Below are 21,760 nucleotides of genomic sequence, written 5' to 3' on the forward strand. Positions count from 1 at the left end.
CCCGCTTCTCCCGCCTGGACCCGTACGGCAACGAGCGGGTGGAGAGCGCCAACTGGCTGTCCAAGACCGGCTATGTCGGCGGCACCGACGACAACACCACGGGCCTGACCCACCTGGGCGCCCGCGAGTACGACCCGACAACGGGCCGTTTCCTCTCCGCCGACCCGGTCCTCGACCTCACCGACCCGCTCCAGGCCAACGGCTACACCTACTCCAACAACAACCCGGTCACGCACGCCGACCCGACGGGCCTGACCTCGACCGCCTCGACCTTCGACGCGGCGGAGGCGGCGCTGGACGCGCAGATCGCCGCCCAGGAGAAGATCCTCTCCCAGTCGGTCACGGACATCGTGCGGACGTACGGCTGGGCCCTGTTCAAGGAGTTCATCGGCTGGAACGACGTGGTGGGCTGCTTCACCCAGGGCGACCTGTGGGCCTGCGGCTCCCTTCTCCTGGACGCCATCCCCTGGGCGAAGGTCTTCAAGCTCGCGGCCAAGGTCATCAAGGTCGTGGACCGGATCGTCAGCGCCATCCGGGCCCTGAACAAGGCCAAGGACGTCGCCCGCAAGACGATCGCCTCCCTGAAGGCCGCGAAGGCCGCCATCAAGCGGGCCAAGGCCGAAGCGAAACGCAAGGCCGCCGAAGCCTTGAAGAAGGCCAAGGAGAAGGCCCTGGCGGCCAAGGCCGCAGCGAAGAGAAAGTCCAACACCGGCTCCAAGGGCACGGCCGGCAAGGCCACCCAGACCGACGCCGCGGCCAAGGCCAAGACCAACGACGCAAAGAGGGCCAAGGACAACCACGCCGACGGCGGGGACAGCGCGGACGCCGACGACGCCGGTCCGGCCACGTCCTGCTCGACGCAAGAAGCCCACAGCTTCCTGCCCGGCACCAAGGTGTTGATGGCGGACGGCACGACGAAACCGATCGAGAAGGTCGAGAACGGCGACAAGCTGGCCGCCAACGACCCCGAGGCCTCGACGACCGCGGGCACCGAGACCGCCACGGCCACCATCACCACCTACCACGACAAGGACTTCACCGTCCTGACCGTGAAGGCGGCCGACGGCACCACCTCGAAGCTGACGACCACCGACACCCACCCCTTCTGGGTCACCGACCCCGCCGCCGATCCCACCGACGGCACCTGGGTGGAGGGCGGCGACCTGAAGTCCGGCCAGTGGCTCCAGACCAGCGCCGGCACCCACGTCCAGATCACCGCGATCACCCGCTACATCAAGACCCAGGTCACCCACGACCTCACCGTCAGCGACGTCCACACGTACTATGTGCTCGCAGGCGCCACGCCGGTCCTCGTCCACAACTGCAACACTGTCTATCGAGGCGACTCGCGCTCGCCGGAGGAAATTCAGGATGCTGGTGGATTCATGCCTCAGGATCCCGGAAGTGGCACATCGTTGCTCGACTACGCGAGTGACATCAACAACCATAGTCGTTACGTGGGAACGTCGAAGAGTAACGATATAGTGGCGACCTATTTCGGCGGTCGACACGGGTACGTGTATGAGATTCGCGGGGCCCCTAATGGTATTGACGTAAACGCGGAACTCGGCCCCTTAGCCCCTCGCCTCACGAAAAGGGGATCGCATTCGATGGCGGAATACCGTGGGATTATGTGACCAGGGTGTGGAAAAAGGACGAGTAGGGCGAAGTTGACTTCGACTACGATGACCCCATCTGGGAAAGGTGACCAAATGGGTCGGTGCTCATGAGTGAGGGTGGGTCGGCTAAGTCTCCATTGAGGTATGGCGGTGACGTCACCATCGAAGACGTGAGGCTGCTTGATTCATTCCTCAGGGATCGCATTGCAGCGTTGTCCCGTGCGGAACGAGGCAGTGACGAGCGGCAGGTAGCGCGAGCTGTGAAGAGCGCGCTACTGCTGTTCGTTGAAACTCTTGAGCATGCACTGCCACTCGCCGGTGCTGCGGCTAGGAATGGGGAAGTCGAGGAATCCCTCCGTCTCCAAGTTTGCATCGGATGGAATGCCCTGTGGTCTCTGGTGTCTCCTTGGCAAGGGCACGGCGGATACGATCGAAAGCGGTGGCGGCACGTAAAGTACTGGGATGAAGGTCACGAAAGTGCGATGAAAGCTCGCCTGGGTTAGTACTCCAGCCGGACCTCTGTATTTCTGTTGGCCAACGGCCTGGCGGTGGGGAGTGTAAGCGTTGTCCCGTAAACGATCTGCGTGTCTTCCGTGACCAGTAGCCCTGTCTGCTGGCGGGGATGTGCGGCAAACTCAGGGCAGCATGCGCGGTCGAGGGGAAGGGGAGGGCGCATAGAACGCATCAGTGAGTCGGTGATGGGTTGCGGTCCGTCGGTACTGGAGGCGCTTGGGCTTGCTGGGTGGACACCAGGTCGCAAGATCGCCGCTGCGGGCTGGAGACAGCAGCTGACAGACGTGGGGTTCGAGCTCAACGACGTGGCGCTCGGGGTCTGGAGTGAGTTCGGTGAGCTGGCGATCAAGAACTCCTCGGTCCGCGTCCCCGGCTCGTCACTGCACATTGACCCCGTTGACGCCTGCATCGACAGTGCCGAGGAAGCATCCACGCTGAGGCGTCGATACGCAGAGAACTACAGCCCTCTGGGTATGTGGTCGGTCCAGTTCAGGTCGTATATCGCGGCAAGCGGGCGCGTCGTCGCTGTGGGGCCGAACTGGCTGTGGCCCCTGGGCTCAACCTTCGTGGAGGCACTGGCCTACGTGGTGGACGGCGATGGCGGCGTCAATCGTGCAGAACAAGCGGACTGGCTCGCCAACTGCCTCCCCGGCAGGTGAGACGATCTTGCGGTGGCTGGTGTGATCACGGCGTCGGAGCCGTCTTGGATAGCCCCGTTCGCCGGGCTGAGCCCACGTCAGTTGAGCAAACTGGTCACCGCGTTGCGGCGTGAGGGTGCAGATCCGGTGCGCAAGGGCCGGCCGTGGAGCCTGCCGCTGGAGGACCGAGTGCTGCTGGTCGCCGTCTACTGGCGGACGAACCTGACCCTGCGCCAACTGGCCCCGCTGTTCGGAGTGTCCAAGTCCTCGGCCGACCGCATCATCGGCCACCTCGGGCCGGCGCTTGCCTTCCAGCAACGCAGACGGTTCCGTAAAGACACCGTGCTGATCGTCGACGGAACCCTGGTCCCCACCCGCGACCACCAGGTCGCCGAGCAGTCGAAAAACTACCGGTACTCAACCAACCACCAGGTCGTCATCGACGCCGACACCCGGCTCGTCGTCGCGGTCGGCCAGCCACTGCCCGGCAACCGCAACGACTGCAAGGCGTGGGAACTATCCGGTGCCAAGGCCACCGTCGGCAGGACCACAGTGATCGCGGACGGCGGCTACCGAGGAACCGGCCTGGTCATCCCGCACCGCCGCGAACCCGGCCAAGCCCAGCTCCCGGCCTGGAAAGAGGAACACAACACCACCCACCGCAAGGTTCGCGCCCGCGTCGAGCACACCTTCGCCCGTATGAAGACCTGGAAGATCCTCCGCGACTGCCGCCTCAAGGGCGACGGCGTTTACCACGCAATGCTCGGCATCGCCCGCCTGCACAACCTCACCGTCGCCGGGTGACGAAGAAGCGGGCAGCTCAACGAGCACGTCGTAGATCATTTACGGGACAACGCTTAGCGGGGGTTGGGCATGCGCAGGAGCCGGTGGCTCCCCCTGACCGTGCTGCTGACCCCCGCGGCACTCACCCTCCTCAGCCTCGCGAGCATCAACGGGGCGCTGCCGTCGATCCGGACCAGCCTGGACGCGGGCAGCACCGGCCAGTCCGTCATCCTGACGGTCTACACCCTCGTCTTCGCGCTCGTCCTCCTGCCCGCGGGACGGCTGGGCGATGAGTGCGGGCACAAGAAGGTCTCCGTCGCCGGCGTGGCGATATTCGCCGCGGCGGGCACCTGGTGCGGGCTGGCTCCGAACATCACCCAGCTCGTCCTGGGCCAGGCCCTGGCCGGCGTCGGCGGCGGCTTGGCCATGACACCGGTGACCGCGCTGATACAGCTCCTCTACAAGGGGCCGGAGCGCGCACGGCCGTTCGGCATCCTGGGCGCCGTCTTCGGAGGCTTCAGCGCGGCCGGCCCGCTGCTGGGCGGCCTGCTCATCCAGAGCGGCGGAGACATGGGGTGGCGCCTGGTCTTCCTGGTCAACGTCCCCATCGGTATCCTGGCAGCCGTCCTGGGCCACTTCGTCCTGCCCGCCTCCCAGCCGCGCGGCTCCCGCGGCAGCGACCCGGCTGGCCTCCTGATCTTCATCGCCGCCGTCATCGCCACGATGCTGCCGTTCTCCCTCGGAATCAGCACGTCGAACATCGCCCCGCTCGCGCTCTTCGTCGTGATCGAGCGGCGCCGGGAGCGCGCCGAGGAGTTCGCCATCGTCCCCCGGCGCCTGTTCCAGCAGCGCGCCCTGCCGATCGGCGTCGCAACGACGTTCCTCGGATTCGCGGGCTTCACCGCTTCGTTCCTGATGCTCGCCCTGCTGTGGCAGGACGCCCTCGGCCACGACGTCCTCGAGGCCGGGCTGCTGATCATGCCCTTCGCCCTAGGTAGCGTGGTGAGCGCGGTCAACACCCAGTGTCTGAGCAGGCGTTTCGGCACCAGCATCGTCACCTTCGGCCTCACTCTGATCGCCATCGGTCTTGCGTCCGTAGGAGTCCTCGTGCTCACCGTGTCCGCAGCTTCCCTCAGCTTCTGGCTCATGCTCGTGCCGCTGCTGGTGGCCGGGCTCGGCGTCGGCCTGTCCGTGGGGCCCAACACCAATGCCTCGTTCGTCCAGACCGAGGGCCGGGATGCAGGAGTGGCCAGTGCACTGGCCACCACGGCCCAGCGCTGCGGCACCGCCGTGGGCATCGGCCTCCTGCTAGCCCTCTTCTCCTCCCTGCCCGGCGGTCCCACCGAAATGGACAACCAGGCCGTCGCAGCGTTCGTCACGGCTGGTTTCGCCGCCGCGGCAGCCCTCCTGGTGATCGCCACCCGACGGAGCAATCTCGACACCAGCACCCGGTAGGCATGGGCTGAAGCCGCGGGGGCGCCGTCGCCCTGTGGCGGGAGTTGGCCGAGCGGCACATCACGGGAGTGTTCGACGGCACCCGCTGAAGGGACCTTGGCGCGCCCTGCAACCCTCAGGGCCGGTGCGCCAGGGAGCGCGGCGGGCGCTTCGTGCGCATGGAGTGCGGGCCTGAAGTACGGGACGCCGGGCGGGTGTACACCAGGGCGATCAAAGCGGTGCGTACCGCTTTCCCTGGCGGAGCCAGGCGTTTCCGGCGCCGCTCAGCATCGCCCAGATGGCGGTCCGTCAGTGCCAGTAACGCTCTACAGGTTGCGATAAAACCGCACAAAGAAGCATGGTGCGGTCGACGTAAAGTTACGCCTAGTCACTCATCGTGCCGTTCCCATCAGGTTCCCGTCTAGGACAAAACCACCCCTCCGCGATACTTGCGGAGGGGTGGTATGTCCAATTACCTGACACTTTATCGTGCCCCCGGCAGGATTCGAACCTGCGACACCCGCTTTAGGAGAGAGGCCGGGGTGTCCTGCTCCTGACCTGCGGCTTCGACCCCGATGTGGTGGCTGGTAACTCGACCGCACTCCGCCGCTGTTGACCGTGGCTGACCCCTGGATCTGGCACGGTTGTGGCACGAACCTCAGCCGACGACAGTCAGCCACGACGGCGGGCGCGCCGGCCGACCACGCACGCGTGTGCCTCGCTGCACCCCCACCGGCCTCAGCCACGCTGCCATGCCGTCGACCAGAGCAAGCTGCGTCGGCGGAAGCGCGGCGGTGAGACCTTGGGGATGATCTCTTCGTCCCGAAGCAAAGTGAGTGAAGCGCTACCTTTGGCTGGTGGGCTCTCACCTGTGCTGATGGTCCGCAGTCGTAGCGGCTGACAGATGGCGCTCTGATCTGCGGTGGGTGGCGCCTCTGAGACGTGTTGGGCCGCTACCTTTCCCGATGCCCTGCCTGGCATGGGTATGTGTACTGAGGTGTGTGCTCTGCCTGTGGGCATGTCTGTGGCCACTTCGGACCGGCAACTGTCCGATGGGGCTTTGCCCGTCTTAAACTGCACTATGCCTACCAGCATCGCGATGAGGTGTGCAACGTGTATGTGAAACGTCTTGTAATTTCCGAAGTACTCGGCTTTATGGGCGCAAGGAATGTGGATTTGACGCTCCAAAGGCCAGACGGAACATATGCAGGTCTAACGGTGCTTGCAGGGCGTAACGGTTCAGGAAAGACATCGATTCTGCGCTGTTTGGCTCTGTTGCTGGCAGGCAATTCGGGAGCCAACGCCCTTGCTCCCGACTATCCGGATTGGCGCGCCAGAGAAGATCGCCCCGGCAAGATTTCCGGCACTCTTCAACTTGATGTGGATGAAGTAAGGGAGGTGCTTGGCAGGGAACCAGTAAACAGCACGGAGAGGAGTCCCTCCTTCGGAGAGATGGGAGTGGAGATTAATCTCCCAGTTCGCGAGGAGCGGAAGCAATCTAGTGGGGCTCGGTCCACTGTTATTGCTGAATGGGTAGAAGCAGTTCCCGTTGCCGGTTTCGGCAAGGATGAAGATTCACCGCCTGGCGCAAAGCAAAAAAATACTACCGTTGAGTCTCGAGAAAAAGAACAGAGGTGGTTCGCTGCAGGATATGGGCCATTTCGGCGACTGTCCGGATCTCTGGCGGAAGCAAGCACTGCTCGATCGGCGCGTGCCACTCATGATCGCTTCGCTACCCTCTTCAGTGAAGAATTCGCCTTGGGGGAGAGTGTTTCCTGGCTGATCGGATTGCATTTGCGCAAGCTCGAAGGTGAGCGCGAGGCCGGCCTATTGCTTGATTCAGTCCTCCGCTTGCTGGCTGATGGCCTTATGCGTGATGGGTATTCGATTAAGCAGGTGAATTCCAAGGGGCTCTGGGTTTCCCATAATGGTGTCGATATCTCATTGTCGCAGATGAGTGATGGCTATCGAACAGTGACGGCGCTGATTCTCGATATGGTTCGAGGACTCTTCGATTTCTTTGGGTACTTGCCGATCGAGGAAGTCGGTGGGCGGGTGACGGTCATGCTTCCTGGCGTAATTCTCGTTGACGAAATCGACGCTCATCTCCACGTGAGTTGGCAGCAGAGAATTGGGCCATGGCTGAGGGATCATTTCCCTCTCATTCAGTTTATTGTAACCACGCACAGCCCCTACGTCTGCCAGGGGGCGGACTCTGGCGGGCTTGTTCGGCTAGCAGGCCCTGATGAAGATGCCCCACCGACGCCTGTGAGCGGGTCTCTCTATAATCGAATTGTTTACGGAAGCGGCGACGATGCGGTTATGTCGGAACTCTTCGGTCTCGATAGCCCTTACTCCGAACGGGCAGAAGACGTGAGGCGTGAACTAGTTCGCCTCGAGGATAAAGTCTTCTCTGGAGATGCGACTGAAGCGGAGGTGGACAGGTATCGAGTATTGAGTGATCGTTTGACTAGTTCTTCTAGCGCGCGAGTGGACGAAGTTGCGGCCAGATTGAGTGATGTCGAGTGATTCCTGTGACAAGGATTGGCTTGAGCGAAGTTCTTACCTCCAGGCTGGCGACTAAGTCCATCGGGTATTCCGTGAGTGATTCGGAGCAAGCCCGGGCGGCGTGGCGTGGCGCCAAAGCAATTCGCAGAGACCTGAAAGTCGCACTGGAGCAGATGGCTTTTGGGGTATCGCGATGCATGTATTGCGGTGACAGTGAAGGGACGGCGATCGATCACTTCGTCCCGATCGCTCACGATGCTAGGAAAGTATTCACTTGGAGTAATCACTTCCTGGCTTGCGCAAACTGTAATAGTAACGCAAAGCGGGATCAGTACCCTTTGGACTCGAGTGGTCAGTGTCTTTTGGTGGACCCGAGTCGGGAAGATCCGTTTGATCATATTTCCCTCACTCTTAGTACTGGCCAATATTCAGGGAGGACGGCGAAGGGTGTAGAGACAATACGTGTATTTGGTCTCACGCGGCCCGTTTTGGAGATTGGTAGATCTAGAGCTTATGTGCGCTGCAAGTCGATGTTGAGGGATTGGGTTCGCCTTGAAGAAGAATGTCGTACTGGCGAAGCTCAAGAGGTGATTTCATCTCTGCGCATGCACCCTTTTGGTGATGTGCTTTATGCGATGGTTCGGCGCGTGGAATCGCCAGGAGCGGCCGCAGCGTTTGGTGGCGAAGTAGTCGACGCTCTTCGCGGAATTAAGCGTGAGATGAAATGGTGAGATGCAAGACGGAGGGCGGCCTATCGTAGATTGGCTTGCATGGTGTCCTACAGTTGCCGCCCGCCCAAGCGCAGGCGGCGACGGATTCCGTGGCGGCCTCGTCGTCAGTAGTGCGCGCTGAGTGGCTCGGGCCGCCGCAGCGGTGGCGGAGACATGGAGCGGCGGCGGCCGGTGGCCGCCAGCGCGCGCGGTCCGCCGAAGGCGGGCCGCCTTGAACCCGTAAAGAAGGTTGTAACGCAGTCGATCACTCGACACGATCACTCGCAGCAAGCGGGCTTGAAGTCGTATGCACACAAGGGGAGTTCGATGCCTTGGCGGTGTGCGAGTGGCAGGAAGAGCACTGGTCGGACCGTCCACGTGATGCGCGTGCTGATGTGGGTGATGGAGACGGTCCAGGGCTCGCGTTGTAGGAGCGCTCGGCGGGTGTCGATGCGGTGGTCGTAGAGGCGTTCCCATGCCTCCGTGCAGGCTGCCGTGTCGAGCGCCGGTGAGATAGTGCGGAGGATCGTCGCTACCCAGTTGTTCGCCTCCACGGCGCCGCACGCGTCGTAGGAACCGAAGAGTGCTGGCGCCTGCTGCCCGTCCAGGTCCTGTGTCCAGCACTCGCACCAGAAGCCGGGGCTGGTCGTCGTCCTCAGCACAGGGGCCGTCCTCCTCGTACGTCTGTGAAGAGCTCCGCGGTGACCGTGTGGCCGGCCTCGCTGTCGTGGACGACGACCCGGTGGGCGATCGTGCTGACCATGCCGAGTCCGCGGCCGCCTTCGGCGTCCTGGTCCTGGTGCTCGACCTTGGGGGCCGTGCCCGTACCTCCGTCGTCCGTCACCGATACGGCAACCACCTGGGCGGACACCGCCACGGCCAGGTGAAAGCTGCCCTGGTCCCGGCCGCTGGCCGTGTGGAGGATCGCGTTCGCGCTCAGTTCGCTCACGATCAGCTCGGCGTCTTCGGCAAAAGGGGAGCCGCGCAGGATGTCACGGGTCCAGCGGCGGGCCCGGCTGACCTCTTCCGGGAAACCTGGGCAAGACAGTCCCCAGACCCGCGTCATACTCGTATACTCGTGCATACAAGTTCCTTCATGCTGGTAGGCCGCCACGTGCAGCGGGTTCGGGCTAGACGAGTTTCACGCCGTCGTGGGCGCGGATGGCCGGCGGAGACGCCGCGTCCAAAGCGTCGGTGACGCGGATCGCGTACGCCTCGTCGGCGAGTTCGGACACTTCTTCACGGGTGGCCCAGCGCAGTGCGCGGGTCTCGTCGCCGGTGGTGGGCACGCCGTCGGCGGCCTCGCAGCGGAAGACCAGCGAGACGATCAGGCCGGTCATGTTCTTGTAGACGCCGGTGAGGGTCGCGGGAAGCGCGATCTTGATGCCGGTCTCTTCGAGGACTTCGCGCTGAAGGGCTTCGGGGATGGTCTCCTCGCGTTCGAGGACACCGCCCGGGGGCTCCCACTTGCCGTTGTCCCGGCGCTGGATCAGGAGGGCCCGGCCCTGGTCGTCAACGACGACCCCGGCCACGCTCACGGAGTGCGGGCGTTGTGTGCTCACGTTCCTCGGCCCTCTCGGATGGCTAGGCTCTCCACCGTAGCAACAACACTCGCCCACTCGTCTAGATACCTAAAGGAGTACACACGTGAGCCCTTCACTTCCTTCGGGCCTGCTCGGTGATCTCGACCCCACGAGTGATCGTGCGGTCTTCCGGCAGATCGCCGATCAGCTGCGCGAAGCCATCGACCGGGGGCGGTTCCGGGAGGGCGAGAAGCTGCCTTCGGAGGCTGAGCTGGTGGACCACTACGGGGTGTCCCGGATGACTGTCCGCAACTCCTTCTCCGTCCTCCAGGGTGAGGGCCTGGTGCACGCCGAGCACGGCAAGGGTGTGTTCGTCCGGCCGCGTCCGCCGGTGCGGCGTCTGGCCTCGGACCGGTTCGCCCGGCGCCACCGTGAGCAGGGGAAGTCGGCGTTCATCGTGGAGGCGGATGCAGTCGGCAGTCACCCCCAGGTCGACAGTCTTGAGGTGAAGGAAGAAAAGGCCAGTCAGGACGTCTCCACCCGGCTCGGGTCTGTGCGGCGGGTGCTTGCCCGGCGGCGCCGGTACCTCCTCGACGGCCGTCCGGTCGAGTTCGCGACCTCCTACCTGCCGCTCGACATCGCCCGCGGTACACAGATCGCCGAACCCAACCCCGGCCCCGGCGGCATCTACGCCCGCCTCGAGGAGCTGGGTCACCGGCTCGACCACTTCGAGGAGGAGATCCGTGCCCGGATGCCCTCGCCCGCGGAGGTCAAGATGCTCCACCTGGCGGCCGGCGTGCCCGTCATCCACCTGATCCGGACCGCCTTCGACACCGAGGGACGGCCCGTGGAGGTCTGCGACACGGTCATGGCGGCGGACGCGTACGTCCTGTCGTACCAGCTCCCTGCCACGTGAGCGGGTGACCCGGCGGTGGTGCGCGGGGGGCACTTCCTCGAACTCGTACACCCCAACAGGCATACTCGTATAGACGAGTGGGCAAGTTGTGTGGCAGGGTGATCCTCGTGAGCCCGGGAGATCGGGTTCGCAGATCGCTACATGTATAGACGAGTAGATAGGGGAGTGTGCTGTGCGCACCATCCGTGTTGAGACCTCCGCCGCGACGATCCTGCTGACGGAGGCCCCGGAACCGAAGGTCCGCGACCGGCAGACCGGCGAGATCGCCAAGGACGCCGTGAGCGGTGAGGCGCTGATGACCATCGGCGTCGTGTACATCGAGGACGGAGAGTCCTCGCTCATCAAGGTCACCGTCCCGGAGGGCGGCGTCACCGAGGGCCTGATCCTGGGCTCACCCGTCTCGCTGCCGGGGCTGATCGCCCGACCGTGGGAGTCCGTGTTCAACGGGCAGCAGCGTCACGGCATCGCCTACCGGGCCGCCGCCGTCACATCGGCCGCCTTCCCGGCCGCCATGGGGGCCACCGCCTGATGACCGATCTGACAACGCTCCTGGAGGTGGGTGGTCCCCTCGCCGCGCTCGGTGGCGGGGCCGCCTACACCCGGGCCACCCACCCGGCCCTTTACTGGTCGGCCGTCGGCGGTCCGATATCCACCGTCCGGCTGCTCAGCTCGTACGCCTCGGTCATGGAAGCCTGCGGCCTGACCGTGGCCCCGTCCCGGCTGCGGGTCCTCGCCGTCAAGGCCACCACCCGGCGGGAGATCCGGCCCGTGCCGCCCCGGCGGGGCATCATCCGGCCCACCTCGACCGGGCTGCGCCTGCGGCTCCGCCTCGCTCCGGGGCAGGAACCCGCCGACGTCGCCGCCTCCGCCGAACGGCTGCGGCATGCTTGGGGCGTCCACGCCGTCTACGTCACCACGGTCAAGCCCGGTGTCGTCGAACTGCGGCTCGTCGGCTTCGATGTCCTGCGCAAGGTGCGGATGCCGCGCAAGACCGATGCCGGGTTCCTCAAGGTGCCGGTCGCGCTGCGGGAGGACGCCATGCCCTTCGTCCGCGACTACCGGGCCGTACCCCACCAACTCACCCTCGGCGCAACACTGTCGGGCAAGTCCATGTACCTGCGGCATCTCGTCTCAGGGCTCGCCCGTCAGAACGTCGCCCTGGTCGGCTTCGATTGCAAGCGCGGTGTCGAGCTGGCCCCGTTCGCCCCGCGGCTGTCCGCCCTCGCCGCGGAGCCGGATGAAGTCGCTGAGCTGCTGCCTGTCCTGGTCAAGGAGATGGAGGACCGATACGACCTGATCAGGGCCCGGCAGGGCATCGCCCCCGGCACCCCGGACGAGGAGATCACCTCGGACATCTGGGGCCTGCCGGAACACCAACGGCCCGTGCCCGTCGTGCTGTTCGTCGACGAGGTGGCAGAACTCTTCCTCGTCGCCACGAAGAAGGACGAGGAACGGCGCGACGAGATGGTCACCCAGCTCATCCGCCTTGCCCAGCTCGGCCGCGCGGCCGGCATCTACCTGGAAGTCTGCGGGCAGCGCTTCGGTGCCGAACTCGGCAAGGGCGCGACCATGCTCCGGGCCCAGCTCACCGGCCGCGTCTGCCACCGGGTCAATGACGAAGCCTCCGCCAAGATGGCCTTGGGCGACATCTCCCCGGAAGCGGTCATGGCCGCCTGCGCCATCGCCCCTGAGCTGCCCGGCCTCGCCGTCGCGGGGGACACGTCCGGCGGCTGGTCCCGCATCCGCACCCCCTACCTCTCCCTCGGCGACGCCGCCCACATCTGCCAGCAGACGGCCCACCTGGTGCCCGACCTGCCTGCGCTGAAGCCCTTCCGGCCCGCCGTACCCGCCCGGACCGTTGAGGCCCCCGTTCCGGCCGTCCAGCCGTACCCGGTCACTGACTGACGCCCCCGCTCTCTTCAGCCGGCGTGAGCGTCTCGCGCCACGTCCCTACCCCTCCCATGCCTGAACCCGGAAGGAGTCGCCATCATGCGCGCCCCACTGGCCCGCCTCGACGCGGTGCTCGTACAGGCGCTCATCGCCGCCGCGCTGTCCTTCGCCCACATCCACGACATCGCCATGGCCGCCGGACAGGGCGGCTGGAAGGCGTGGGCCTACCCCATCTCCGTAGATCTGCTGCTTGTCGCCGCCTGGCGTCGACTGCGCTCCGGCACCGCAAAGGCGGCGGCCTGGTGCTGGTTCGTCATCGCGCTGGCTGCGTCCCTGGGCGCGAACGTCGCCACCGCCGGCCTCCTCGACCTGACCGACGTCCCTGCCTGGCTGCGCATCCTCGTCGCGGGCTGGCCCGCCGTCGCCTTCCTCGGTGGAACGCTCCTCGCCCACTCGACGCCCAAGACGGCCCCGGCCGCCGAGGTCATCGAGGACCAGGAGGACGACCCCGAACCCACACCTGAGCCGCCCGCCCCTGACCTGCCTGCCATCGAGGCACTGCCGGAACGGCCTCCCGTCCCGGTCCCGGTCGCCCTCATCGACCACGCCCGCAAGGTCGCCGCCGAGCACCACACCCGCACCGGCGCCCCGATCGACACCCCCACCCTCCGGGCCCGCCTCGGCGTCCCGGCACCCATGGCCGAAGCCATCGCCGCCCACCTCACACCGACAGGGAGCTGACCCGTGCCCCTCTTCACCTTCAACACCGCCGCCGACTACCTTGACGCGGCCCGCCAGATGGCCGTCAGCGGTCGGCCCGCGCTCGCCCGGCTCCTCGCCGAAGCTGCCGCCGACTGCACCCTGGACCCCGCCGAAGCGGCCCGCATCCTCGACTCCTTCCCCGCCCCCACCCCGCGAGAGGAGCCCTGACATGCCCGCCAACCGCCACTTCCGCAACGTCACCCGCATCGGCCCCGTCCAGGTCGGCACCGCCTACGACCACCGGGGCCGCGAGAAGCACACCGCCGCCTGCACCGCCCCACGCTGCAACTTCTCCGCCGACTACGACAGCCGCGCCGCCGCCGAACTGGCCGCCCGCACCCACCGCTGCCCCGTCCGCTGAAAGGACCCCGTACCCCGTGACGCTCAACCTCCCCCTCGTCGTCGTCCTCGGCTTCTTCGCCTGGGCGGCCGTCAAGTACCTCGGCGTCCGCACCTGGATCGTCGTCCTCATCGCCCTCTTCGGCTTCTGGCTCTCGCACACCTTCCTCGCCCCCGCCATCGAGTCCGGCACGCGCTCCGGCGTGACCGTCATAAACGGCCAACACATCTAGACGAGTAGACAGGGGATCGCAGCCGTGTTCCTGCCCAAATACCCGGACAACCCCACCCCTCAGCCCACCCACACCCACGCCCCCACCGACCCGGCACCCGTCCGACGCCCCGCGCTCCCCTCGGTCTCCATCGATCAGAAGACCGTCGCGGCCGTCCTCGTCGGCGGAGTCGTCCTCACCGCGCTCCTGGCCGCCGTCGCCGTCACGGCCATCTCGGTCGCCGTCGCCGCCGTGGTCCTGCGCTCCCTGCTCCGCGACCACCACCGCCGCTGACCAGCGGTCCGGCCTCCGGGGCGGCATGACACGCCCAAGCACCCGCCGCCCCGGTGGCCCACCCCTCCCGACCAGTGCCCGTCAGAAGGAGATCGCCATCTTCGCCCGCCCCACCCCGCCCCCACTCCCGGAACTCGGCAAGCTCGCCTCAGACGGCACCCTGCCCGGTATCCTCCGCCAGCTCTCCGGGCTCGGCGGCTGCACCCACCCGATCCGCCTGGACGGCCACCGCACCGAGTACGACGTCGACACCGCCACCGGTGAGATCGGCCGCATCCTCCAGCACCTCAACTCGACCGACCTCCCGGCCGGCCAACTCCTCGTCCGCTGCAACAACCGCCGCGTCACCCGCTGCCCGGCCTGCGCCGAGGTCTACCGTCGCGACACCTTCCAACTGATCACCGCCGGACTGCGGGGCGGCAAGGGCACCCCGGAACACGTCGCCGCTCACCCCCGGGTCTTCGCCACCTTCACCGCTCCCGGCTTCGGCCCGGTCCACAACCGCCGCACCGACGGGCGCCCCTGCCGCTGTGGCATGCAGCACGGCCAGGAGGACGAGGCGCTCGGGACCCCGCTGAACCCGGACACCTACGACTACGAGGCGGCGGTGCTCTGGAACGCGTACGCCGGGTCCCTCTGGCGGCGCTTCTCGATCTATCTGCGTCGGGAGGTCGCCAAGCGCGCCGGCCTGTCACAGCGGCGCCTCCGCGACCACGCCCGCGTGTCGTTCGCCAAGGTCGCCGAGTACCAAAAGCGTGGGGCGGTCCACTTTCACGCCGTGATCCGCATCGACGGCCCCAGCGGTGGAGACACCCCGCCCCCGCCCTGGGCCACCGCCGAACTGCTCACTGACGCCATCACCGCCGCCGCCTCCAAGGTCCGGGTCGACGGCCCCACCCTCGACGACCGCACCCACACCTTCACCTTCGGCCGCCAACTCGACGTCCGCACCATCCGCTCCGCCGACTTCAACGACGGCCAGGAACTGACCGAGCAAGCCGTAGCGGCGTACATCGCCAAGTACGCCACCAAGGGCGCCGAGACGGCCACGGGAGCTCTCGACCGCCCCCTGAAGTTCGCCGCCGAACTCGCCCAGCTCGACATCAGCGACCACGCCCGCCGCCTCATCCGAACCGCCTGGACCCTCGGCGCACGCAAGGACCTCGAACACCTCCGCCTCCGCGCCTGGGCGCACATGCTCGGCTTCCGCGGCCACTTCTCCACCAAATCCCGCCGCTACTCCACGACCCTTGGCGCCCTCCGCGACGCCCGCGCCGAATGGCGCCGAGCACAAGCCGCAGCCAACGACCCCAACACCGGACCCGAGACGACGTACGTACTCGCGCACTGGGTCTTCGCCGGAACCGGCCTCTCCGACGCCGAAGCCTGGCTGGCCGCATCCGTCGAACCCGCCCCTGGAACGGAAGGAGAACCCGCCCGTGGCTGACCGCTACCTCACCGTGGCGCAGGTGGCCGAACTCCTCGGCACCACAGAGCGTTTCCCGCGCCGCTTGATCGCCGAGCGACGCATCACGTTCGTCAAGGTCGGTCGGCACGTTCGCGTACCGGAGACCGCGCTGAGCGCCTTCATCGACGCCAACACGGTGCGGCCGATCGGCCACCGGCGCGGTGCGCTGCGGAGGGTCGCCTGATGGCCAACAAGAAGGGCCGGCGCAGGGCCTTCGGGTCCGTTCGTCAGCTCCCGTCGGGCCGCTGGCAGGTTCGCTACCGCGACCCCGAGACTGGGCAACTTCGCCCGGCCGAAAAGACGTACCCGACGAAGACTGAAGCTCAGGTTGCTCTCGCTCAGATCGAGGCGGACATCACGCGTGGTCAGTGGTCGGATCCGGACGCTGGGACGGTCAACTTCGCGGACTACGCCACCGCATGGCTGAGGGATCGAAAGCTCGCAGACCGCACCCGTGAGCGGTCCGAGTCCGTCATGCGGCTGCACATCTTGCCCACCTTCGGCGCCGGAACCATCGCCGACGTGACGACGGCTCGGGTGCGCAGCTGGCGCGGCAGGCTCCTCGGTGCCGACGTGGGTGAGGCGACCGTGGTGAAGGCGTATCAACTTCTGCGGGCCCTGATGAACACGGCAGTGGACGACGAACTGATCCGGCGCAACCCGTGCCGCATCAAGGGCGCCGACCGCTACGACGTGCCCGAACGGCCCGTTCTCACGGTGGCCGAGGTCTTCGCCGTTGCCGATTCCATTGCGCCGCGCTACCGACTGCTCGTCCTCCTGGCCGCGTTCACCACTCTGCGGTTCGGCGAACTCGCGGCCCTGCGCCGTCGGGACATCGACCTGGAAGGGCTGACCGTCAGCGTCCGCCGGTCTCAGGCCGAGTTGCAGGACGGTCGGCTCTTCGACAAGGCGCCCAAGTCCGCTGCCGGGGTACGAGCCATCTCGTTCCCCGCCGAGCTGCTCGACGACGTCACGCGCCACCTTGAACAGTTCGCCGCACCTGGCCGCGACGGACACGTCTTCGTCGGCGCGCGCGGCGGTCAGCTCCGGCGGAGCAACTTCCGCGACGACTGGATCGCGGCCAGGAATGCCGCGGGCGTCACGTCTGACCTGCACTTCCACGATCTCCGGCACACCGGCAACACCCTGGCCTCGACCGCCGGCGCGAGCACCCGCGAGCTGATGACCCGCATGGGCCACAGCAGCTCGCGCGCCGCGCTGATCTATCAGCACATGACCAGCGACCGTGACCGGGCCATCGCTGATCGGCTCGGAGCCATGATCCGTGACGGTGGGGGAGAGGCGGCCCCCGACTAGGGGATGTGGATTCCGCGTGGACTCTAGTGGCACGCGTGTGGCACGCCTCGAACACGACGAAGGGCCAGCCTGGGAGGAAAACCCTCCTGAGCTGGCCCTTTTCCTGTGCCCCCGGCAGGATTCGAACCTGCGACACCCGCTTTAGGAGAGCGGTGCTCTATCCCCTGAGCTACGAAGGCGGGGCTTGTGCGAAACCTTGCGCGGAACTCGATGGACGGGTCGCGGTCAGGTCTCTCGGTCAAGCCCTGAGCGGCCTGGGGCAGGCCGCTGTGGCGTGGAGGCGAGCGGAGCCCGCGTGACACGCCGCAGCGCCCGCCAGGGCGCTCGATCCACAGGGTACCGGATCGGGGCTCGGGCGGGCGCTGGTGTTCTTGGAGCGGGCGGAGGGGGTGGTCAGGCCGTGTGGCTGAACATGGAGGCTCCTTCCTCGTGCAGTGCGCGGCTGGTCGAGTTCTGGGCGAGGACGAAACCGAGGGTCAGGAGTTGCTGGGCTTCGACTCCGTAGGAGATAAGGCGTCCGTTCCACAGGGAGGCGTCGAGTTGCGAGTGGCCCGACTCGGCGTCGCTTCGGTAGGGGTAGACGAGCTGATGGGTGCGGGTGAGTTCCGGTATCTGTTGCAGGTGCTCGGCACGGTGGAAGCCGCGTTCCTCGTCACTTTGACCGGGTGGCCGTTCGCCTTTTCGGCTTGTCGTCCCGACGGCGACTCTGTGTTCGTGGAGGCCGTGTCGGCAGGGAATGGCCAGAAGGTGATACCAGCGGAACGTCTGGATTCCGCGTCGCTCCAGTCGCTTGATCGGTACCGGGACGAGTTCCGCGGTGCCGTCCGCGTAGTGGACTTTCTCCGCGATGCGTCCGTCGGCCGCCCACAATTCGTGGATGCAGCGACCGGGACGCAGTGATTCATAGAATTGCGGTTCGTTCCCTTTGTGCTGTTTGTTCACGATGAGGCCGCCGTACCGGGCAATGGCGTCGCGGTGCACGCCGCGGAATGCGCCGTCGTAGAGGACTCCCATGCAGCCAGGAGCCGCGGACATGATGTCTATGACGCCCTCGACGGCGACGGCGGCCTCCCCGCCCGGGTGGAGGTGGGGTACGTAGCGCGAGTCCAGAAACACTCGGGACAGGTAGTTCTCGTCTTTTCGGGCCGAGAAGAACACGTATTTCGGGCCGTACACCTCGGTGCCGCCGCCTTCCATCTGTGTGACGGAGGCGGGGTCGACACGGTGATATCGGATTTCGCCGGTCGTCATGTTCACGCTTTGGCCGGCCCGGGCCAGGGTCGGGGATTTGAGGACCGTGCCGTCGGCGGCTATCAGCTGGTGCCGCTGCGGGCTGCTCCACGACCGGGTCTCGTCCTCGGGGAAGATCCCCTGCTCAAGCGCCTGATCGAGGGCCAGCACCCGGTACATGTCCCAGAGGTCGTGCGAGTGCTCGCGCAGCCGTTGCTGGGCCCGGAGCCACTGGGAGCGGGTCGGTCCCGTTTCGGGGAGGACCGCGGCGGCCACGGTGCCGAGTTCGGCCCGTACTCCGGCCTTCAGGATCGTCCACACCTCCGGGTCTTCGAGGTGCGCGGCGGCGCGGCGTGCGGAGGCGAGCACGCTGCGGGCTGCCAGGAAGAAGAGGAACGCGACATCGGGGTAGTCGCGGGGCCTGCCGATCCTGCCGGGTGGCGGGAGCGTCTCGGCCAGCTCGTAGAGGTCGGGGTTGTGCGCGCAGTCAACGAGGCGCTCATGGAGTGTGCGGCGGTCCCTGTCGGTGAAGGCCCGCTTGCGTGGTACGCGCCGCGCCGGTGGGACGGCGTCTCCGAAGATGTCATCAGGCACGGCCGGCCTGCCCTTCCGGCGTACGGTGCGCCCAGTCGTAACCGACGAGGTCGGCGGCCCGGTCCAGGGAGCGCAGTCCGAGTCCGCGTGCGACGTTCTCGACCTTTCCGGTCTCGTCGAAGATCCGTACCGCGGCGTACGCGGTCAGCGAGGCCGGTTTGACCCGTGGGTCGGTACTCAGCCCGATGCGGCGGATGAGGTCGGAGAGCGCGACACAGGCCCGGGCCTGTAGTTGTTCGTCCGCAGCGGGGGCCGAGGAAACGGCGAGCCGGGCGTCAGGGGCTGCTTCGGGGGTGCGCTGCTGCCGGCTGACAAAAGCGGCCCTGGCCTGGAGCACGCGCAGTGCCCACGGGTCGAGAGGGCACCACCGTGGATCGGTACGGGTGGAGCCGTGCATCCAGACAGCCGCGGCGTCCTGGCCGAGGTCACGGACGCGGGCGTGGCCGATCTCGCCGGTGTGCCCGCCGGAGAGGGCCAGGGCCGCTGCTGCGGCGTGCCGGCTGGGCCTGCTCACATACTCTGCGGCGTGACGAAGGGCGATGGCCTCATCCTCGTCGAGGGGGCGGATCAGGGTCCTGGTGCGTGCGGGCAGGCGGATGTCCCGGGTGGGGTCGGCGTCGGTGAGGCCCAGCTCGCGCAGCGTCCGGTAGAAGGAGCGCAGGACGGCGCGGCGCTGGTGCAGGGTCGCGGTGGCCGATTCGCTGATCAGTCCGTGCCGGGTGCGCCCCTGGGCGAAGACGAAGTCCTCGGCGAAGTCGAGGGTGACCTCGTCCACGAGGAGGATTCCGCGGGCCGCCGCGTAGCGCTGGTAGCGCTCCAGCAGCTGCCCGAAGGAACGACTGGTCTGCGGGGACATCTGTCCCTGGGAAGTCATGTCAGTCCAAAGGGTGATGGTCTGCTCGACGGCGCGCGCCAGCGTCACGTCCGCAGAGTCGGTCGCGGGCGTGCTGGGGTCGTCGGGCAGCGTTCGGTGGGGTCTGGGCGCGCGCGGGACGGGCATGGGTGGCAACCTCCCAAGGTGGTGCAAGTTCACACCAGCCTGGGGAGGGGTGCCCTCGGTGCGCAAACGCTCGCGCGCGAAAAGGTGACGAGGATGCGGGCGGGCGCTGAGGCCGCCGGCGAGGTGTCAGGTCCGCTGGCGGGACAGCACGTCGTAGATCGTCGCGAGTGACCGCATGACCGCGCCGTAGTCCTCGGCGGTCAGGTGGAGAAGCTGATCCATGCTCAACGGGAGCACCAATCCGACCTGCGGTGCGGATGAATCGGCAGCCGGGGTCTGCGCCTGGTCCTGGTCCTGCGCCTCGCCGTGAGTCGTCTCCTCGGCTCCGACCGCCTTCGACAGACGGAGCGTTCCGTCGTCGTCGCGCTCGACGTAGCGTGCGAGCTCGAGCCAGTCGACGAGGTGCACCCACGGCGACAGGGTGGAGGTCGGGTAGGGCTTCATCGCCCTCGCGATGTCTTCGGCGCTGTATGCGACGCCCGCCTGTACGGAGTTGATCAGGAGCCGGTACACCCAGGAGTCACGCCAGGCTTCGCCGAAGACCGTCCTGGCGGCCTCGCGGTTGGCGGTCCACGACTGCCCGACACGTACGCCGGACACGGTGGGCGTCCATCCGGCAGGGCCGGACGTCAGCAGCCCGGTGTCGGTCAGGAAGCGCAGAGCAGGGGTGATGTCGCGTCGTTCCAGCCCGGTCTCCCGGACGAAGTCGCGGATCTTGGCTGCCGAGCGGCCGGTGGCGCATGTGGTGACGGCGGCGGCCAGGAGGTCCATCTGCCGGTTGGCCTGGATCCCGGTGGCCGGCATGCGGTAGGCAGTGGGTTTGGTGCTGGAAGCAGCCTTCGCTCCGCGGCCGCGTGGCGCGCGCCGGTTGGCGGAGCGGCCGGCTGGTCCGGACGAGGAAGCGCTCATTTCGTGGGTCCTTGTTCCCTTGGTCGCCGCGAAGATCGGCGATTGTTTCGGAAAGGGCTCACGTCGGTCTCGCCGAATGGCCTAGGCTGGCCGTCGGTGTGTGAACCCTTGTCTGGAGGCATACGCCAACGGCCGCCGTGGGCTCGCAACTTGCGGCGGCCGATCTGTGTGTTGTGCGTCTTTACCGGGCCCGGGTGCCCTCCGATCCCGCCACGGCGAGTGAGTACCTGGACTTGCCGTCACGCCGGAGCGTCCCCTGCTGGACCAGCTTGCTGAGCCGTGCCCGGACGCTGGACGCGGAACTGCTCACGCCAAGCGCCTCGACCCTCCGTGCGATCTCCAGAGGGGGCAGGCCGCTTTCCCGGCGCAGCACCTGGAGGATGGCCTCCTCGATCGACGGAGTGTGAGTGCCCTCTGAGCAGTTCGCGGTGTCGGCTTGTCCGTCAACCGTGGGGGACTTCGGGGCCTCGCCGGTGTAGATCCGCAGGGCGCGCAGCGCTGCCGCACTGTCCGCCAGCCGCTTCTCGAAGTCCGCGAGCCGCGCAGCAGCTTCGTCGCGCTCACGCCGGGCGCATTCGGCGCCTCGTTGCAACTCCTCGGCCTGCTCAATGAGTTGAGCGAGGAAGTGGTGTGTTGAGACATCGATATCGGTCACTGCCACCCCGCCCTTCCTGTCGACGCCGACCGCCGCATTCATGATCTGCGGCGACAGCATAGACAACAACAACTCACGCTGTCTGCAAGTCTGTTGGATGTGCATTCGCTCGTAGGAGCGCTGCGGCTTCCTGCTTTGGGTGCACCCGATCTGACCAGGGAAGATGAAAGTGCGCGCACCCGCAGTGCACCTGGTGCTGCGGAGGGACGCCGTGAGGTGCGACCACAAGTGCGCTCTCGGTGGTGCAGTTGCAGAGGACTGGGTGGGGGCGACCGGGGTGAGGTGTGAGCGAAGGTCATCGTCGCGCCTTTACGCGCACGCGAGGCGTCTGGGCAGATGGCAAGGGGTGCGGGATCGGTGCGCCCGAGGGGTGTTCGGAGGAATTCAGGGCCTTACCTTCGCCGGCGCCAGGATCACCGTGGCCTCCAAACTGAGCGAGAGGCTGG

Annotated in this window: 24 protein-coding genes and 2 tRNA genes; 17 read left to right on the plus strand and 9 right to left on the minus strand. The window is 66.8% G+C overall.

What is annotated here, in order from left to right; genetic code table 11:
• The 4 genes from ACLZN2_RS25650 to ACLZN2_RS25665 all read left to right on the plus strand — a co-directional run.
• A partial coding sequence (locus ACLZN2_RS25650; protein WP_416981387.1) for an RHS repeat-associated core domain-containing protein occupies positions 1-1,637 on the plus strand: 1,637 nt, incomplete at its 5' end.
• Positions 1,638-2,317: 680 nt separating this feature from the next.
• Positions 2,318-2,791 carry an SUKH-3 domain-containing protein gene (locus tag ACLZN2_RS25655; protein WP_416981388.1) on the plus strand — a complete coding sequence of 158 codons (474 nt, stop codon included), beginning with the start codon at positions 2,318-2,320 and terminating at the stop codon, positions 2,789-2,791.
• A gap of 12 nt (positions 2,792-2,803) precedes the next feature.
• Positions 2,804-3,574, plus strand: coding sequence for a transposase (locus ACLZN2_RS25660; protein WP_416981389.1), 771 nt, complete (start codon positions 2,804-2,806; stop codon positions 3,572-3,574).
• A gap of 69 nt (positions 3,575-3,643) precedes the next feature.
• Entirely contained in the window at positions 3,644-5,008 is a 1,365-nt protein-coding gene (locus ACLZN2_RS25665) for an MFS transporter (RefSeq protein ID WP_416981390.1), read from the plus strand.
• A gap of 469 nt (positions 5,009-5,477) precedes the next feature.
• Here the strand turns inward: ACLZN2_RS25665 and ACLZN2_RS25670 are convergent.
• A tRNA-Arg gene (locus ACLZN2_RS25670) sits at positions 5,478-5,552 on the minus strand.
• A gap of 548 nt (positions 5,553-6,100) precedes the next feature.
• Here ACLZN2_RS25670 and ACLZN2_RS25675 point away from each other — a divergent pair.
• Both ACLZN2_RS25675 and ACLZN2_RS25680 read left to right on the plus strand, forming a co-directional pair.
• A complete protein-coding gene (locus ACLZN2_RS25675) occupies positions 6,101-7,516 on the plus strand; it encodes an AAA family ATPase (protein ID WP_416981391.1) in 1,416 nt (471 codons plus the stop codon).
• Between the two features lie 176 nt (positions 7,517-7,692).
• A complete protein-coding gene (locus tag ACLZN2_RS25680; RefSeq protein WP_416981522.1) occupies positions 7,693-8,226 on the plus strand; it encodes an HNH endonuclease in 534 nt (177 codons plus the stop codon).
• Positions 8,227-8,483: 257 nt separating this feature from the next.
• Here the strand turns inward: ACLZN2_RS25680 and ACLZN2_RS25685 are convergent, their stop codons facing one another.
• Genes ACLZN2_RS25685 through ACLZN2_RS25695 form a run of 3 tightly spaced genes read right to left on the minus strand, consistent with a single transcriptional unit; the run spans position 8,484 to position 9,743 of the window.
• Positions 8,484-8,867, minus strand: a complete 384-nt coding sequence (locus tag ACLZN2_RS25685; protein WP_416981392.1) for a hypothetical protein — start codon at positions 8,865-8,867, stop codon at positions 8,484-8,486.
• Entirely contained in the window at positions 8,861-9,289 is a 429-nt protein-coding gene (locus tag ACLZN2_RS25690) for an ATP-binding protein (RefSeq protein ID WP_416981393.1), read from the minus strand. Before ACLZN2_RS25690 ends, ACLZN2_RS25685 begins: the two co-directional genes overlap by 7 nt.
• 46 nt (positions 9,290-9,335) lie before the next feature.
• Positions 9,336-9,743, minus strand: a complete 408-nt coding sequence (locus ACLZN2_RS25695) for an NUDIX hydrolase (RefSeq protein ID WP_359270679.1) — start codon at positions 9,741-9,743, stop codon at positions 9,336-9,338.
• A 109-nt stretch (positions 9,744-9,852) separates the two neighbouring features.
• Here ACLZN2_RS25695 and ACLZN2_RS25700 point away from each other — a divergent pair, with 109 nt between their 5' ends.
• The 11 genes from ACLZN2_RS25700 (at position 9,853) to ACLZN2_RS25750 (ending at position 16,926) form a co-directional block, all read left to right on the plus strand.
• Positions 9,853-10,644 (plus strand): GntR family transcriptional regulator, encoded by a 792-nt coding sequence (locus tag ACLZN2_RS25700; RefSeq protein WP_416981394.1) that lies wholly within the window; start codon positions 9,853-9,855, stop codon positions 10,642-10,644.
• 172 nt (positions 10,645-10,816) lie between these two features.
• The gene (locus tag ACLZN2_RS25705) at positions 10,817-11,173 is read left to right on the plus strand and encodes a hypothetical protein (protein ID WP_416981395.1); all 357 of its coding nucleotides are present in this window, start codon (positions 10,817-10,819) and stop codon (positions 11,171-11,173) included.
• Positions 11,173-12,549, plus strand: coding sequence for an FtsK/SpoIIIE domain-containing protein (locus tag ACLZN2_RS25710; RefSeq protein WP_416981396.1), 1,377 nt, complete (start codon positions 11,173-11,175; stop codon positions 12,547-12,549). The genes ACLZN2_RS25705 and ACLZN2_RS25710 overlap by 1 nt, the downstream gene beginning before the upstream one ends.
• Positions 12,550-12,633: 84 nt before the next feature.
• Positions 12,634-13,275 carry a DUF2637 domain-containing protein gene (locus tag ACLZN2_RS25715; protein WP_416981397.1) on the plus strand — a complete coding sequence of 214 codons (642 nt, stop codon included), beginning with the start codon at positions 12,634-12,636 and terminating at the stop codon, positions 13,273-13,275.
• A 3-nt stretch (positions 13,276-13,278) separates the two neighbouring features.
• A complete protein-coding gene (locus ACLZN2_RS25720) occupies positions 13,279-13,464 on the plus strand; it encodes a hypothetical protein (protein ID WP_416981398.1) in 186 nt (61 codons plus the stop codon).
• A gap of 1 nt (position 13,465) precedes the next feature.
• The gene (locus ACLZN2_RS25725; RefSeq protein ID WP_416981399.1) at positions 13,466-13,657 is read left to right on the plus strand and encodes a mobile element transfer protein; all 192 of its coding nucleotides are present in this window, start codon (positions 13,466-13,468) and stop codon (positions 13,655-13,657) included.
• Between the two features lie 16 nt (positions 13,658-13,673).
• Positions 13,674-13,868 carry a hypothetical protein gene (locus ACLZN2_RS25730; RefSeq protein WP_037684464.1) on the plus strand — a complete coding sequence of 65 codons (195 nt, stop codon included), beginning with the start codon at positions 13,674-13,676 and terminating at the stop codon, positions 13,866-13,868.
• Between the two features lie 24 nt (positions 13,869-13,892).
• A complete protein-coding gene (locus ACLZN2_RS25735; RefSeq protein ID WP_416981400.1) occupies positions 13,893-14,141 on the plus strand; it encodes a SpdD protein in 249 nt (82 codons plus the stop codon).
• 25 nt (positions 14,142-14,166) lie between these two features.
• Positions 14,167-15,588 carry a replication initiator gene (locus tag ACLZN2_RS25740; protein ID WP_416981401.1) on the plus strand — a complete coding sequence of 474 codons (1,422 nt, stop codon included), beginning with the start codon at positions 14,167-14,169 and terminating at the stop codon, positions 15,586-15,588.
• Positions 15,581-15,793 (plus strand): excisionase family DNA-binding protein, encoded by a 213-nt coding sequence (locus ACLZN2_RS25745; RefSeq protein WP_416981402.1) that lies wholly within the window; start codon positions 15,581-15,583, stop codon positions 15,791-15,793. Before ACLZN2_RS25740 ends, ACLZN2_RS25745 begins: the two co-directional genes overlap by 8 nt.
• Entirely contained in the window at positions 15,793-16,926 is a 1,134-nt protein-coding gene (locus ACLZN2_RS25750) for a tyrosine-type recombinase/integrase (RefSeq protein WP_416981403.1), read from the plus strand. The genes ACLZN2_RS25745 and ACLZN2_RS25750 overlap by 1 nt, the downstream gene beginning before the upstream one ends.
• 106 nt (positions 16,927-17,032) lie before the next feature.
• Here the strand turns inward: ACLZN2_RS25750 and ACLZN2_RS25755 are convergent.
• From ACLZN2_RS25755 to ACLZN2_RS25775, 5 genes are all read right to left on the minus strand, one after another.
• Positions 17,033-17,105 (minus strand) — tRNA-Arg (locus tag ACLZN2_RS25755).
• A 214-nt stretch (positions 17,106-17,319) separates the two neighbouring features.
• Complete coding sequence (locus ACLZN2_RS25760) at positions 17,320-18,750, minus strand: hypothetical protein (RefSeq protein WP_416981405.1); 1,431 nt, start codon at positions 18,748-18,750, stop codon at positions 17,320-17,322.
• Entirely contained in the window at positions 18,743-19,624 is an 882-nt protein-coding gene (locus ACLZN2_RS25765; protein ID WP_416981406.1) for a site-specific integrase, read from the minus strand. The genes ACLZN2_RS25760 and ACLZN2_RS25765 overlap by 8 nt, the downstream gene beginning before the upstream one ends.
• Before the next feature lie 252 nt (positions 19,625-19,876).
• Complete coding sequence (locus ACLZN2_RS25770) at positions 19,877-20,659, minus strand: hypothetical protein (RefSeq protein WP_416981407.1); 783 nt, start codon at positions 20,657-20,659, stop codon at positions 19,877-19,879.
• A 181-nt stretch (positions 20,660-20,840) separates the two neighbouring features.
• Positions 20,841-21,374, minus strand: coding sequence for a hypothetical protein (locus ACLZN2_RS25775; RefSeq protein WP_416981408.1), 534 nt, complete (start codon positions 21,372-21,374; stop codon positions 20,841-20,843).
• Between the last annotated feature and the right edge of the window lie 386 nt (positions 21,375-21,760).

Origin of the sequence: Streptomyces sp. T028, from assembly GCF_048159505.1 — a bacterium.
Classification (GTDB): domain Bacteria; phylum Actinomycetota; class Actinomycetes; order Streptomycetales; family Streptomycetaceae; genus Streptomyces.